Consider the following 14,892-nt stretch of genomic DNA (forward strand, 5'->3'; position numbering starts at 1 on the left):
CAGCACCCATTGTTGAAATCGATATCCGCTATACGTACTATTGACCGCATGAATCTATCTGCCGTGGACTTGAACCTGTTGGTGGCTTTCGAAGCCCTGTACGAAACCCGCAACGTGACGTTGGCCGGGCAGCGCATTCACCGGGCACAGCCTTCGGTAAGCAGCGCGCTGGGCCGGTTGCGTCGCCTGTTCAACGACGAACTGTTCCTGCGCACCGCCGACGGCATGCAGCCCACGGACCACGCTATCGCGCTGATGCCCGCCGTAAGCAGCGCGCTGGATCAGATCCGGCGCGCGCTGGCCCAAGGGGTGGGGTTTGACCCGGGTGCGGCGCACGGGCGGCGTTTTACGCTGGCCGCCAGCGACTATGCCGACGTGGTGCTCGTGCCGCACATCGTGGCGCGCCTGCGGCGTGAAGCGCCCGCGGTGGACTTGCGCGTCGCCCGCCTGGACCGCGCCGCCATTTACGAACAACTGGATAACGGCACCGTCGACATCGCCATCGGCGGGCACCTGAGCCCGCCCAAGCGCATGCGCGCCACGCGGCTATACGAAGAAACCTTCATCTGCATTGCCGATAAACAGCATGCCGGCCTGCGTGGCCGCAAGCTGACCCTGGAACGCTACGTCGCCTTGCCACACGCGCTGTTCGTGCCCAGCGACGATGGTTCCGCGCGCGGGGTGGTGGACGCCGGCCTGGCACGCCTGGGCCGCAAGCGCCGCGTCGCATGCACGTTTGCACACATCGTCGCCCTGCCCCACGCCGTGGCCGGTACGGACTTGATCGCCACATTGGCGCGCCGCGCGGCGCAGCGCCTGGCGGGGCAAAGCCTAAGCCTGCGGCCCTTGCCGCAGGAAGTGGACCCCGGCCCATTTGCCGTCGACATGATCAGCAGCCGGCGCGCGCCGACGGACGCGGCGCTGGCCTGGCTGCAAGGGTTGATCGAACGGGCGGTGAAAGACATGGGCGGCTGACCGCCCGGCCCGCATCAACGGACCAACATGGATTCCACGTCGGCGCCGAACGCGCAATAGCCCAGGTAGCCGGGCCGCGCGTCGCAGGCCATCAGGCAAGCGGGTTTGCCGTCGGGCAATCTGGCGGACACCGACATGCCGAAACCATAGGTGGGCGTGGTCACGTCGAACGCGTTGTCGCACACCGCCTTGGCGCTGTAGGCAAACGTCATGCCCTCTTGGCGGCCATTGATGGCGAAAGACACCTGGAAGCTGTTGTAGCTGTTCCAGCCGGCGCGGGGCAGCACGACAAAGCGGTACAGCGTGGCATTACGCCGTTCGCCGAAGATCTTTAATTTGGCCGACGTGGTGCGCGTGGCGGGCGACGGATACGGCAAGGCCAGCAAGGCGCGCGGGTCGCCCACCACGCCCAGGTCAAAGCCTATGCCCTTTTGATAGAACGGCACGTCCAGGCTGGGGCCGCCGGAATATTCCACGTGCGGCGGCGGCCCTGCCCGGGTATCTTGCTTCGGGTCGAAATCGGGCGCGCGCGCGAACGTCACGTCCAGCGTCAGGACGACATCCTTGGGGTTGGCGTCTTCGGTGCGCACATGCTCTTCGTAGAGGGCGGCACTGCCCGCGCATCCCGCCAACAGCAATACCGCAAGCAGGCCCACGCCTTGCAGCAGCAATCGCTTTGCAACGTGCGTCATGTCAATGCTCCCGCGCGGTCAGTGCGGGCAGGGGCGCGGACGTCAGGTCCAGCCCCGTGAACTGCCAGCCGTCCTTGCCCTGTCGCCATGCAAAATGTTGATTGATCCATGCCGCTTTCAGGTTGTTGTATAGCCGCCGTTGGTCGATGCGCTGGCCGGCGTCCAAGGCCTTTTTGGCCGCTTGCGAACTCTCTTCCCACAGACCGGCGAACGCTTTGGCCTGCCGGTCCTTGGTGAACGGCACGCTGGCATAGGGACCGTCGTCAAAGCGCGCCAGCCGGATCTGGTTATCCAACAGCAACGCGCCCTGCCTGTTGTCCGGCGACACCGACACCAACAACGGGATCGAATGGATGTACTCCTTCGGGCGCTTGTGCTCGAACCACAGCACCTGCCCGGTCGAGGTCACCAGCGCACGCGCGCCCGCCGTGAAAAGCAGCACGTCTTGCCGGCCGGGCTGCGCCAGGCCCATGTCCGGGTCGCGCAGGTCCACCGTGGGACTGAGCACGCGCGCCAGCGGCGTGCCGTTTTGCACCGCGATCAAGATCGTGCCCACGCCCATGAAGTCGTTGGACACCGCCAGCAGCATGGGCTGGCCGCCCTGGGTGGGCCCCAGCGGCTTGACGTGCACGAACTCATAGGCGTTCAAGGGCCGGTAGATCTTGCCGCGATACAGGATCGTTCGCAGGTGGGATTTTGGATAGCCTTGCAGCGCGAAATCGCCGCCGATGGGCTCAACGGCTTTCAGATGGTCGGCGTTGGAGGCCGGTTGCGCTTGCACGACGGCGGGCACGATGGCGGCCATCACGGCGGACATCGCCACAGAGCAGGCAAGCGCGCGGCGACGCCAGATTTTCAAACAAGGCCACGCCAGTACGCAGGAACAACGGAACACAGCGGCAGTGCGGACGAAGCCGCGCAAAGTCAGGGTGCCGGCATTCTAGGCTAAGTGCGCATGGCCCCGTCGCGGCGCTGCCCGCAATGACCGCACTGACCGCCCTGCCCGCACCGGCCGCCCTACCCGCCCTGCCCGCCGTCGCCGCCCGCGCCGTCTTGCCCCGGCGGCAAGCGCACGAGCGTGTCGCGCACCACGTCGCGCAACGCCACCACGCCCAGCATGCCCATGTTGCGCCTGACTTCTTCCACGATCAGATCGATGGCGTGCGCCACGCCCCGCTGCCCCGCCACGGTGGCCGCGTAGTTGAACGGCCGCCCCACGAACACGCAGCGCGCGCCCAGCGCGATGGCCTTGAGCACGTCGGACCCGCGCCGCACGCCGCTGTCCAGCATCACGTCCATGCCGCCCGCGGCGTCCACCACGGCGGGCAGCGCCAACAGCGGCGACACGCTGCCATCCAGCTGACGGCCGCCATGGTTGGACACGATCACGCCGTCCATGCCCTGCGCCTTCGCGGTGCCCGCGTCGTCGGGATGCAAGATGCCCTTGATGACCATCTGCCCTTTCCAACGGCGGCGGATGGCCGCCACGTGGCGCCAGTTCAGATGGCCTCGATCTGAAAAATCGCGCAGCACGTTGGCCGACAGAATCGGCGCGCCGCGCGTGGCGTAGTTGTTTTCAAAATGCGGCATGCCATGACGCCACAACGTGCGAAGAAACGTGCCGAACAGCCAGCGCGGATGCGTCAGCCCCTGCCACGCCAACCCCACGCTGGGCCGCAACGGCGTGGAGAAGCCGGCGCGTACGTTGTTCTCGCGATTGGCGGCAACGGGGGTGTCCACGGTCAGCACCAGCGTGGTGACGCCGGCGGCGGCAACGCGGTCGACCAAGGCGCTGATCTGCGCGTCATCGCCCGGCAGGTATGCCTGGAACCAGGTGCCCGGCGCGGCCTGCATCACTTCTTCCAAGCGGATCAGCGACGACCCGCTCATGATGCAGGGCACGTCGGCGGCAGCGGCGGCGCGCGCCAGCACGATGTCGCCGCGATAACTGGACAAGGCCGCGATGCCCATGGGCGCCACACCGACGGGCGCGGCGTAGTCGCGGCCCAGCACGGTGGCGCGTGTGGAGCGTTGCGAGACGTCCACCAGCACCTTGGGCCGGAAACCGTAGTGCGCAAAGGCCTGCCGGTTGCCGCGCTCGGACTGCCCGTCTTCCACCGCGCCCGACACATAGGCATAGATCGGTTCAGGCAGGCGCTTCTTTGCGGCTGCCTGGAAATCGTGCAGGCAGAGCAGATGGCGCAACGGGTCGGGCATGGCGGTCTCCTGGCGGCGGCGGGCCTCTTGCGGGAGCGGCCGTCGCGCGGTGGTTTGGGCAATGGCGCACGACTATAGGCGCAGCGCTTGTTTGAATAAAGTGACTTTATCGATATTGCTTATTACACTTTTCTTCGCCCTTAAGCCGACCCGATCCTGCCCCAGCCCCGCCATGACCCTCAAGCAACTCGAAGCCTTTTACTGGGCCGCCACCTGCAAGAACTTTGCAATCGCCGCCAACCGGCTCAATATCTCGGTGTCGTCTTTGTCCAAGCGCATCGGTGAACTGGAAGCGTCCATCGGCGCCGATCTGTTCAGCCGCAGCGCGCGCAGCGCCACCTTGACGGCCTTGGGCGAACAGCTGGTTCCCCATGCCAAGGACCTGCTACGCAACGCCGACCAGTTCATGCAGCAGGCCAGCAACAACCTGACCTATTCCGGCCGCTGCCGCTTTGGCGCGGGCGAGCTGACGTCGATGACGTGGATGCCCCGCTTGATCGACGACATCCAGCGCGCACATCCCAACCTGCTGGTCGAGCCCTATGTGGGCGTGGGTGAACTGGTTGAACGCGGCCTGGAAGAAGGCGACCTGGATTTCGCCGTGATCGCGGGGCCGTCTTCGCGCGCGGCGATTGCCTCGCACCTGATCGGCAGCGCGTCGTTCGAGTGGGTGGCCGCCCCGCGCGCGGTGCCGGACCCCACCGCGCTGACCGTGGCCGACCTGCCCGGGCTGACGCTGATTACGCAGCCGCAAAGCTCCGGCGTGATCCGCATGCTGGACGACTGGCTGACCGAGCAAGGCATCTCGCCCGGCCGCACCCAGTGCTGCAACAGCTGGGGCGCCATCGCGGGGATGCTGCGGCAGGGGCTGGGCCTGGGCTTTCTGCCCACGGCATGGGCGCGCATCATGATCCAACGCGGCGACCTGTACGCGCTGCCCGGCCTGCCGCCTCTACGCCCCCTGCCCTACACCTTCCAATGGCGGCGCGACGACACACGGCCCATGCTGGCCAACCTGCGTGCGCTGGCGCAGGACGCGCTGGACTTCGGCGCGCCCGCCGGGATGCTGTAGCGCGGCCCTGTGGCACAGCCACACCGCGACACCACTGTTTCGAAAAAGTCGCGCACGAATCAGAAAATTATTCGCTTTATCTCCGGTGTTCGCACGCGTAGAGTCGCCTCAAACGATGACCGCCCACCGGAGACTAGGTGCAATGCCGCATATCGGTACCCCCTCGCAAGACTTCCCCAAACGCCTGTGTCGCCTTGACCTGTGGCTGAACCCGATCTTCGACGAGATCGTCGGCGCCGAACCCGGCATAGCCTTATCGGTGCTGCCCGCGCACGGCGATGACGCCCGCACGCTGGCGAGCCTGCGCACGGCCCACGCCTACCATGTGTCGGCTGCCAAGGACGAACTGCCGCGCCAGTGGTTCGTCAACGCGGAGCTGATTGCGCAATGCCCTGATCTGGTTTGCGTGTCGTCCGGCGGCGCCGGCTACGACACCGTGGACGTGCCCGCCTGCACGGCAGCGGGCATTGCCGTGGTGAACCAGGCGGGCGGCAACGCCGCTTCGGTGGCCGAGCATACCTATGCGCTGCTGCTGGCCGTGCAGCGCCGCGTGGTCGAATCGCACCAACGCCTGCGCCACGACACCGGATTCTCACGCGAGGATCTGATGGGCCACGAAATTCACGGCACGGTGATCGGGCTGGTGGGTATCGGCCAGATCGGCTCGCGGGTGGCACGCATTGCGCAAGGATTCGGCATGCGCGTCATTGCGCATGATCCGCTGCTGGACGCCGACACCATCCGTGCACGCGGCGCGGAACCGGTGTCCTTGCCCGACCTGCTGGCCCAGGCCGACGTCGTGTCGCTGCACTGCCCGCTGGACGCGTCGACGCGCGGCATGATCGATGCCCGCGCCTTCGCCGCCATGAAGCCGGAGGCAGTGTTCGTATCCACCGCGCGTGGCGGCATCCACGACGAGGCCGCGCTGTGCGACGCGCTGCGTGGCGGCCACCTGCGCGGCGCGGGCCTGGACGTCTGGCAGCAAGAGCCGCCCCCGCGCGATGCGCCGCTGCTGGCGCTGCCGAACGTGGTTGCCACCTTTCATACCGCGGGCGTCACGCACGAGGCCCGTCGCAATGTGGCGCGGTCTTCCGCGCAGCAATTGACGGCCATGCTGCGCGGCGAGCGTCCGCCGCAACTGGTCAACCCCGAGGTGTGGCCGGTAGCGGCCGCGCGGATTGCCGCCTTGCAGTCGTAGCACCCCGCCGTGCGCGGCATATGAAAAAACACCGTGCGCGGCGTTGAAAAACACAGTGCGGCATCAAGCCGCCGACCCACCCCAAGAGGAGACACCATGCAATATCCCCACAACAAGCGCCGCACCTTGCGCGCGCTGGCGGCGTCCATCGCCCTGCTGTCCGGCGCCACCTTGTACTCGGCCGGCGCCCAAGCGGCCGGCTACCCCGAACACCCCATCAATCTGATCGTGTCGTACGGCCCCGGCGGCGGCACGGACCTGGTGGCGCGCATGATGGCGCCGTTCCTTCAAAAGTACCTGGGCAACGATGCGCGCATCGTGGTGCTGAACCGCCCCGGCGCGGGCGGCGCCATCGGCTTTACCGAACTGGCCCGCGCGCAACCGGACGGCTACACCATCGGCTTTATCAACACGCCGAACCTGCTGACCATCCCCATCGAACGCAAGTCCAGCTTCACGTGGCAAAGCTATGACCTGTTGGGCAATTTGATCGATGACCCGGGCGCCTTTACCGTGCGCAACGATAACGAGCTGAAAACGTTGGCGGACCTGTTGGCCTACGCCAAGAAAAACCCGGGCAAGGTCACCGTGGGCACGACGGGCACGGGGTCCGACGACCACCTGGCCATGCTGCGCTTTGAGCGAGCGTCGGGCACGAAGCTAAGCCACATTCCGTACAAGGGCGCGGGCGAAGTGCGTGGCGCGTTGGCCAGTGGCGAAATCACGATCGGCGCCATCAACGTGGGCGAGGCCTTGCAGTACCAGAAAGGCGGCACGCCGCTGCGGTTCCTGGGGCAGATGGGCAAGACGCGATCCGCCGCGCTGCCCGACGTGCCGACTTTCAAGGAACAGGGCTATGACTTTGAACTGGCGTCGCTGCGCGGCCTGGCGGCGCCGAAGGGCTTGCCGCCCGAGGTGCGCGAGAAGCTGACGGACGCCGTCAAGCGCACGGTCGATGATCCGGCGTTCCAGGCCAAGGCGAAAGAAATGTTCGCCCCCTTGCGCTACCTGCCGCCCGCCGACTATGCCGGCGAATTGACGAACGGCGAGGCGGAATTCCAGAAGCTGTGGAAGGAAGCGCCGTGGCTGGATAAGTAATATCTTGCTTCGGGCCGGCTGCTTACTTCGGCTTCACGTCTTCGCCCGGGTAGCCGTCGATGTAGGCGCGTCCCGAGCAGCGCAGCATTGCCACGCAGGCCGGCGCGCCCGTCTTGGCCGAGCACTCCTTGCGCGCTTGCTCGCGCGCGGCAACGGGGTCGGGGTTCAGCGCCGTGAAGCGCGTGCCGCGCCCTTCGCTGCCCTTCACCCAAGCCATGCCGACGCAGGTGTCCTTATAGGTCAGCACCTTGCGGCAGTCCTTGCATTCTTCCCACTTGAGCAGCGTCGAGACCGCGTCGTCTTCTTTCGGGTAGCCGTCCGAATAGACCAGGCCGCCGTCGGCGCCTTCGGCCACGGCGCCCCAGTATTGGCGGTCATTGACCTTGGCCGACAACGCTTCCACATCGGCGGGCTTGGCGCGCTTGGCGCCTTGCAGGTCGGCGGCGCTGTAGCCGGGGCCCACGCAATACGGCAGCGACACCAGGCGGCACTTGCCGTCGGGGCTGCCTGCCGTGCAGCGGCGCATGGCTTTCTTGGCGGCCAGTTCGGACGACACGCTGTTGCCCGGAAACAGGTCCTGGCGCGAGTTGCGCGCATAGGCCAGGCAGCTGTCCGAAAACCAGTTCAGCTTCTTGCAGTCCTTGCCGCCCTGGCGCCGGCACTCGGCCAGCGACGAGGCCTCGGCGTCTTTTTGCGACGCCTCGGGCAGGGTCCAGTACGTTTTGTCGTGATTGCCATCGGTGGCGACGCCGCCAAACTGCTTGTCGGCGTACGCGGGGCTTGCAGCCAAACCGGCCAGCAAGGCGATAGCGGCGAATGCAGCGCGGATCAGGGGGTGAAAGCGGGCAGGCATCATCGTCATGGTCAATGAAAGAGAGGAATGCGGAAGCGAAGCGGGGACGATGTTAGCAAGAAGCGCGCGGGCTCCGTCCCCCTGATTTGCCGCCTTCCAGGCATATTGAGTAACAAATTTCACATACCGTGATGAGATTGCTGGCCCCGTTTTCCGGTAAAAATGTCGGACTTTTCTTACGTGTATCGATGCTTGGCACGGCGTCGTCGGCTTGATGCCCTGCCCGCATCAACCGGCCGCCTGTCACGAAGAGAAACAATCAGACTGCGTTATCCCCCGACTCCCCGCCGGCATCACAGGCCGACCGGACCCTTTGCCACGGAACACCGACCGCCCACCATGACGTCGCCCTTGCATTGTTCGACCCGCCGCAAAACGCTGCTGTTGCCGGCCACCCTGATTGCCGCCGCCCTGGGCTTGTCGGGCTGCGCGCCCATGCCTGACGGCGGTAGCTCGGGCTTGCCGTCCCTGGGCAATGTGTTCAAGTCGGGCCTGTCGTTCTCGCCCAGCGTGAACGTGGCCAAGAACATGGAGGGCCGGTCCATCAATGACGCCATCGCTGCCCTGGGCGAGCCGTCTAAAAAGCGCGCTGTAGGCAACACGATGGAACTGGAATGGTCCGACTACCAGGCCGCGCCCTACACGGAGTGGGTCACCACGGGGACCAGCCAGCAAGTAGTAGGGATGATCCCGGCCACCAACACCTCCGCGGCCACGCCTGTTTTTCAAACCAACAGCACCGGCCACTATCAAAACCGCACCCGCGTGTATGAATGCACTGTGCTGATGCGCATGGAAAACAGCATCATTACCAGCACCAGCGTGGACGGCAACGTGTGCCCGGAATTCATCGCGGCGTTGCGCAAATGGTCGGGTGAAGCCGAAGCCAACAACTACGTGGTGAAGTAACCCACAAGCGTCGCACGCGCCTCGCGACGCCCGGCCGCCCGCGCCGACCGCCCCGCAACAACGCCCCCCCGCTGCCCCGCCCGCGCCATACCCAAATTTGAGTATGGCGCCTGTTTTTTCCCCCGATTAGATTGGCCCGATGTGCCCGCCGCCGCGTCCGTTGCAGCGCAGCGGGCCAGTATGCCCGCGTTTGTACGAAGCAAGATCATCGAGTGGCCCCTTCGAGGAGAAGACCATGGACTGGTTCGTTTCTACGCTTAAGGCTTATCCGGAAATCGCCATTTTCCTGGCACTGGGTATCGGTTACTGGATCGGGGGAAAGAGCTTCAAGGGATTCAGCCTTGGGGCAGTGACCGCGACCTTGCTTGTCGCCATCGTCATCGGCATCCTGGGTGTGAAGATCTCGCCCAACGTCAAATCCGTGTTCTTCCTGATGTTCCTGTTCGCGGTCGGCTACGGGGTTGGCCCGCAGTTTGTGCGGGGGATCGCCAAGGACGGGCTGCCGCAGGCGATCTTTGCCGTGGTCATGGCGCTGCTTTCCCTAGGCGCCGCGGCCGTCGCCGCGATCATTGCCGGGTATGACCTGGGCTCGGCGGCCGGCTTGCTGGCCGGCTCGCAAACCATCTCGGCATCGATGGGGCTGGCCACCGACGCAATCAACCGCCTGGGCCGGTCGCCGGAAGAAACCCAGGCCTTGCTGGACGCCATGCCCATCGCCTACGCGGTGACCTACATTTTCGGCACGGTGGGCTCGGCCATCATCCTGGCGCAGATCGGCCCGAAGCTGTTGGGCATCGATCTGGTGGCGGCCTGTAAGGAATACGAAAAAATGCTGGGCGCGGGCGAGGCCGCGCAAGGCGCCACCGAATGGCATGAATTCGAGATGCGGGCCTATTCCGTGGCGCCCGAAAGCCCATTCATCGGCAAATCAGTCGGCGAACTTGAAGCCGGCACCCGGGAAGGCGTGCGCGCGTTCATCGAACGCATACGGCGTGACGGCGACATCATGGAAGTGGACCAGGCCACGCTTATCCAGGCGGGCGACGTGGTGGTCATCGGCGGCAAGCGCGATCAGATGATTCTGCGGCTGGGGCCCAGCGGGCGCGAAGTCGAAGACCCCGAGCTGCTCAACATCAAGACCGAAGGCGTGGATATTTACGTCTCGAACAAAAAGGTGGACGGCAAACGGCTGGAGGAATTGGCCCGGTGGCCGGGCGCGCGCGGCGTGTTTCTTAAAAAGATCCGGCGCGGCCCCACCGAAACGCAAATTCCCGTGTTGCCCAAAACGCAGCTCTACCGGGGCGACGTCATTACCGTGGTCGGGCGCACGCAAGACATCAATATCACCGCGAAAGAATTGGGCTATGTGGATCGGCCCACAACAGTGACCGATGTGGCGTTCGTATCGCTGGCCATTACCGCCGGCGCGCTGATCGGCGCGATCGTGATCAATGTGGGCGGCATCCCGCTGACGCTGTCCACGGCGGGTGGCGCGTTGATCGCGGGCATTGTGTTCGGCTGGTTTCGCGCCATTCATCCCACCTTTGGACGCATCCCCGAGCCCACGCTGTGGTTCATGAATTCGGTGGGGCTGAACGTGTTTATTGCCGTGGTCGGCATATCCGCCGGGCCGGGTTTTGTGGCGGGCCTGCAGAAACTGGGCATCAGCCTGTTCCTGTGGGGCATTTTCGCCACGGCCGTACCGCTGGTCGTCGGCATGTTGTTGGCCAAATTTGTGTTTCGCTTTCATCCGGCGCTGATCCTGGGCATCTGCGCCGGCGCGCGCACCACCACCGCCGCGCTCGGCATGGTGTGCGAAGCCGCCAAAAGCCAAGTCCCGGGGCTGGGCTATACGGTCACCTACGCGGTCGGCAACACCTTGCTGACCATCTGGGGAATGATCGTGATCATGCTGCTTTCCTGAGAAAGCCGCCCATCCAGACGCCCGCCTCTATCTCCGTCTTCTTTCGTTTTCTCCGTATTTGCGGGGCGCTTTGCGCCTTGCAACGCCAGGGGTACACCATGATGAACCGTCAAACCAACGGCAGCGATCTGGACCATCTGTTTTCGAATTCGGCCGCGCGCATGGATCGGTGGCGCGACATGAACGCCAAGGCGCAGGCCTGGGCGGCGCAAGCGCGTGGCGGCAACGGGCGCAGCGCGGCCACCGCCGTGCAAGAGGCCCTGGCCGCGCTGCGCCCGATGGAAACCTATTTTGCCTATCCCGGCGCGCAGCTGCTGCGTGCACTGGACGAGCGCCTGGCCGAGGGCGACGCCATGGGCGCGGCGCGCCTCATACTGCGCATGAGCAATGCGATGCTGTCGGGCAGCTACCGCTACGACGCCGGCGAATGGAACGTGGCCGAGGACGCCTCGTACGACGCGCCCGACCGCCTGCCCGCGGGCTTGGGCGAGAACGGCGGGCGTCAACCCTATTTCGAAACCCTGTTCGTCACGCCGATGTCGGCATCGCGCACGGCAGCCATTTGCCAGGAGATCCGTCAGTTCCGTCGACCCGACGATGGCTTGATCTATGAGCCCGTTTTAGTCGGCAGCGTGGAAGACGCCCTGCTTGCCACGATCATGAACGGCAAGATCGAAGCCGTGGTGATCTACGAGGGCGTGCCTTTTGCATCCACCCACGAGGCCCCGCTGCTGCGCGATTTTCTGTCGGCCTACCAGCATCTGGATACGCAGCCGGACGACACGCGGCAAGCGGGCGTCAAGCTGGCCCGCTTCATCGCCAACATCCGGCCCGAGCTGGATATCTACCTGCTGACGGATCGCAAGGTCGAGCAACTGGCCGGCGACCCGGCCGCCGACTGCATACGCCGGGTGTTCTATGAGGCCGAAGAGCCCATGGAAGTGCACCTGAACATTCTGGAAGGCGTGCGAGACCGCCAGGCCACCCCGCATTTCGACAACCTGAAACGCTATGCGAACCGCCCCATCAGCACCTTCCACGCCCTGCCCATCGCGCGCGGCAAGTCCATCATCAAATCCAACTGGATCCGCGACTTTGGCGAGTTTTACGGGCTGAACCTGTTCCTGGCCGAAACCTCCGCGACCACCGGCGGGTTGGACAGCATGCTTGAGCCCACGGGCAACATCAAGGTGGCGCAGGAGAAGTTCGCGCGCGCCGTGGGCGCCGACCACGTCTACTTCGTGACCAACGGCACGTCGACCTCCAACAAGATGGTTTATCAGGCGGTGACCAAGCCGGGCGACATCGTCATCGTGGACCGCAACTGCCACAAGTCGCACCACTACGGCATGGTGCTGTCCGGCGCGCAACCGCTGTACGTCGAAGCCTTTCCCATGACGGAATATTCGATGTATGGGGCGGTGCCGCTACGCACCATCAAACAGGCCTTGCTGGACCTGAAGGCCGAAGGGCGGCTGGACAAAGTCGCCATGGTGACGCTGACCAATTGCACGTTCGACGGGCACATCTACAACACGCGCCGGGTCATGGCCGAATGCCTGGCCATCAAGCCGGACCTGATCTTTTTGTGGGACGAAGCCTGGTTCGGCTTTGCCCGGTGGTCGCCCTTTCTGCGCCCGCGCACGGCCATGGGCGCGGCGGCCGCCTTGCAACAATGGCGCGACGACCCGGCCGCCACGGCCGCCTGGCAGGCACAGGTGCGAGAGTTGGGCGACGAGCTGGACCCGAAGGATTCGCGCCTGCTGGAGCGTGAGCTGGTGCCTAACCCCGAAACCATGCGGATACGCGTGTACGAAACGGATTCGGTACACAAATCGATGTCCAGCCTGCGGCAAGGGTCCATCGTGGCGGTTCGCGACGAAGACTACGAACATCACATTTCCGCGTTTCACGAAGCCGTGTTCATCCATGCCTCGACGTCGCCGAATGCGCAGATCATTGCGTCGCTGGACGTGGCCCGCCGCCAGATGGAGCTGGAAGGCTATGAACTGGTGATGCGCGCGATCGAAGTCGCGTTGGCCATCCGCCGCGAAGTCGCGAGCCACCCGCTGATTTCCCGATACTTCAGCGTGCTGGGCGCCGACAAAATGATTCCGGACGGATTCCGCGCATCCGGCTTTGTCGACTACCTGCAACCCGGGGCCAACTGGCTGACCGCCGTGAAATCGCTGAAGGATGACGAGTTCTGCCTGGACCCGACCCGGCTCACGCTGGTGTGCGGCACGGCGGGGTTCGATGGCACGGCGTTCAAGAATCTGCTGGCGTCCAAATACAACATCCAATTGAACAAGACGTCGCGCAACAGCGTGCTGCTGCAAAGCAATATCAACAACACCCGCAGTGATGTCGCCGCGCTGATCAAGGTGCTGCTTGAAATTTCAGAGGCCGTCGACGCCCGCCTCAGCGCCGACAACGGTGCGGGCAGGCCGGAGTTCGACGCCAGGGTCAAAGCGCTGATGCATGATGTTCCCAGCTTGCCCAATTTCAGCCGCTTCCACGATGGCTATCGCGATAATCCCGCCAGCAGCACGGCGGAAGGCGACATGCGCACCGCGTTTTTTGCTGCGTACGACGAAGCGGAATGCGAGTACCTGCCCTTGACCAGCCCCACCCTGGACGACCGGCTGGCCAATGGCCCGGAGCTGGTATCCGCGAACTTCGTCATCCCGTATCCGCCCGGGTTTCCCATCATGGTGCCCGGCCAGGTCATTGATTCAGACACCATCGAATTCATGCGCAAGCTGGATGTGAAGGAGATCCACGGCTATCACGCGGCGCGGGGCATCAAACTGATCCGCCTGTCCGCCATCAAGCCGCGCACCGGCGGGGGCCAGCGTTAGGCCCGTGACCGCGGCAGTCGCAACCGGGCGCTGCCTTGCGCCCGCTTGCGGCTTGGCGAACGGCCTCAGTTCGCCAGCTTGATGGCTCCGCTGTCCAGCAGCTTCTGCCACTTGGCGCTGTCGGTTGCAATGAACTGCTGCAAGTCCGCGCGCGAGCCGCCCGCCGCAATCATGCCCGCGTTCTCGACCGCGCTCTTGAACGCCGCGGACTGCACGGTTTGCTGCAAGGCGGCGTTCAACTGGTCCAGCACCGCCTTGTCGATCCCGGGCGACGCGGCCACCGAAAACCACTGGCTGGCTTCGTATCCCGCAAAGCCGGATTCCGCCACAGTGGGCACGTCGGGCAAGGCGTCGAGCCGCGCGCGCGTGGTCACGGCATAGGCCTTGAGCGTGCCGGCCTTGATCTGCGGCAATACCGGCGACGACCCCAGGATGGCCAGCGGAATCTGGCCGCCCGCCACATCCGACACGGCCTGCCCGCCCCCCTTGTACGGCACATGCACGATGTGCGTGCCCGCGGTTTGATTCAGCAATTCGCCCGCCAGATGTTGCGAGGTGCCGTTGCCGGAACTGCCGTAGCTCCAGTTTTCAGGATGCCGACGCGCATCGGCCAGCACGTCGGCCAATCCGGGCAAGGCGTGCTGCGCCGGCCCGACGACCACCATCGGCCCCTGCGCCATCAACATCACGGGCGCCAGTTCCTTGCCGATGGCCGGCTGCGGCGTGGGATAGATCAGCGGGCCAGGCACGGTAATCAGATAGCCGTCCCCGGGCTTGCTTCGGGCCACCATCTGAAGCGCGATGGCGCCGGACGCGCCGGGTTTGTTCTCGACCACGACCGTCAGGCCCGTACGCTGCGCCAGGTCTTGCGCGGCCACCCGCGTCAGCACGTCGGCGGTGCCGCCGGGAACGAAGCCCACAATCCAGTTGATCTGTTTGCCCGGCCAGGGCAGCGTGGCTTGAGCGGAAGCGGCCCCGGACAAGGCCACGGCGCAGGCCAGGCCCGCCCCCGCGATGGCGCGACGAGTGTAGGCGCGACGAGTGAAGGCGCGACGACTGATGAATTTCATGAGTTCCCCTTGTGCTTGGCGCC

12 protein-coding genes are annotated in these 14,892 nt (G+C 65.2%); 7 read left to right on the plus strand and 5 right to left on the minus strand.

The genetic code is table 11. From position 1 onward, the window contains the following. The first annotated feature begins 48 nt into the window (after window positions 1-48). On the plus strand, window positions 49-975 hold the full coding sequence (locus DVB37_RS14405) for a LysR family transcriptional regulator (RefSeq protein ID WP_120155857.1): 927 nt from the start codon (window positions 49-51) through the stop codon (window positions 973-975). A gap of 14 nt (window positions 976-989) precedes the next feature. On the opposite strand, the gene DVB37_RS14410 is transcribed toward DVB37_RS14405, so the two are convergent. The 3 genes from DVB37_RS14410 to DVB37_RS14420 form a co-directional block, all read right to left on the minus strand. Further along, window positions 990-1,667, minus strand: coding sequence for a hypothetical protein (locus DVB37_RS14410; RefSeq protein ID WP_120155859.1), 678 nt, complete (start codon window positions 1,665-1,667; stop codon window positions 990-992). Between the two features lies 1 nt (window position 1,668). Further along, on the minus strand, window positions 1,669-2,526 hold the full coding sequence (locus DVB37_RS14415; protein WP_240433874.1) for a hypothetical protein: 858 nt from the start codon (window positions 2,524-2,526) through the stop codon (window positions 1,669-1,671). Between the two features lie 158 nt (window positions 2,527-2,684). Next, complete coding sequence (locus DVB37_RS14420; RefSeq protein ID WP_120155861.1) at window positions 2,685-3,884, minus strand: alpha-hydroxy acid oxidase; 1,200 nt, start codon at window positions 3,882-3,884, stop codon at window positions 2,685-2,687. Between the two features lie 172 nt (window positions 3,885-4,056). Between DVB37_RS14420 and DVB37_RS14425 the strand changes: the two genes are divergently transcribed. From DVB37_RS14425 to DVB37_RS14435, 3 genes are all read left to right on the plus strand, one after another. After that, window positions 4,057-4,956 (plus strand): LysR family transcriptional regulator, encoded by a 900-nt coding sequence (locus DVB37_RS14425; RefSeq protein WP_120155863.1) that lies wholly within the window; start codon window positions 4,057-4,059, stop codon window positions 4,954-4,956. A 142-nt stretch (window positions 4,957-5,098) separates the two neighbouring features. After that, window positions 5,099-6,154: a hydroxyacid dehydrogenase gene (locus DVB37_RS14430; protein ID WP_120155865.1), complete on the plus strand. Its 1,056-nt coding sequence runs from the start codon at window positions 5,099-5,101 to the stop codon at window positions 6,152-6,154. Between the two features lie 96 nt (window positions 6,155-6,250). Continuing rightward, window positions 6,251-7,252 carry a tripartite tricarboxylate transporter substrate binding protein gene (locus DVB37_RS14435; protein WP_120155867.1) on the plus strand — a complete coding sequence of 334 codons (1,002 nt, stop codon included), beginning with the start codon at window positions 6,251-6,253 and terminating at the stop codon, window positions 7,250-7,252. Between the two features lie 22 nt (window positions 7,253-7,274). Here the strand turns inward: DVB37_RS14435 and DVB37_RS14440 are convergent, their stop codons facing one another. Next, window positions 7,275-8,114, minus strand: a complete 840-nt coding sequence (locus DVB37_RS14440; RefSeq protein WP_223265048.1) for a DUF4189 domain-containing protein — start codon at window positions 8,112-8,114, stop codon at window positions 7,275-7,277. A gap of 330 nt (window positions 8,115-8,444) precedes the next feature. Here DVB37_RS14440 and DVB37_RS14445 point away from each other — a divergent pair, with 330 nt between their 5' ends. The 3 genes from DVB37_RS14445 (at window position 8,445) to DVB37_RS14455 (ending at window position 13,799) form a co-directional block, all read left to right on the plus strand. Beyond that, a complete protein-coding gene (locus tag DVB37_RS14445) occupies window positions 8,445-9,014 on the plus strand; it encodes a hypothetical protein (RefSeq protein ID WP_046807940.1) in 570 nt (189 codons plus the stop codon). A gap of 235 nt (window positions 9,015-9,249) precedes the next feature. Beyond that, a complete protein-coding gene (gene aspT / locus DVB37_RS14450; RefSeq protein WP_046807913.1) occupies window positions 9,250-10,938 on the plus strand; it encodes an aspartate-alanine antiporter in 1,689 nt (562 codons plus the stop codon). A gap of 98 nt (window positions 10,939-11,036) precedes the next feature. Continuing rightward, entirely contained in the window at window positions 11,037-13,799 is a 2,763-nt protein-coding gene (locus DVB37_RS14455) for a beta-eliminating lyase-related protein (RefSeq protein ID WP_223265047.1), read from the plus strand. A gap of 65 nt (window positions 13,800-13,864) precedes the next feature. On the opposite strand, the gene DVB37_RS14460 is transcribed toward DVB37_RS14455, so the two are convergent. Next, a complete protein-coding gene (locus tag DVB37_RS14460; protein ID WP_120155869.1) occupies window positions 13,865-14,869 on the minus strand; it encodes a tripartite tricarboxylate transporter substrate binding protein in 1,005 nt (334 codons plus the stop codon). Window positions 14,870-14,892 lie beyond the last annotated feature (23 nt).

Origin of the sequence: Achromobacter sp. B7, from assembly GCF_003600685.1 — a bacterium.
GTDB lineage: Bacteria > Pseudomonadota > Gammaproteobacteria > Burkholderiales > Burkholderiaceae_B > Achromobacter > Achromobacter spanius_B.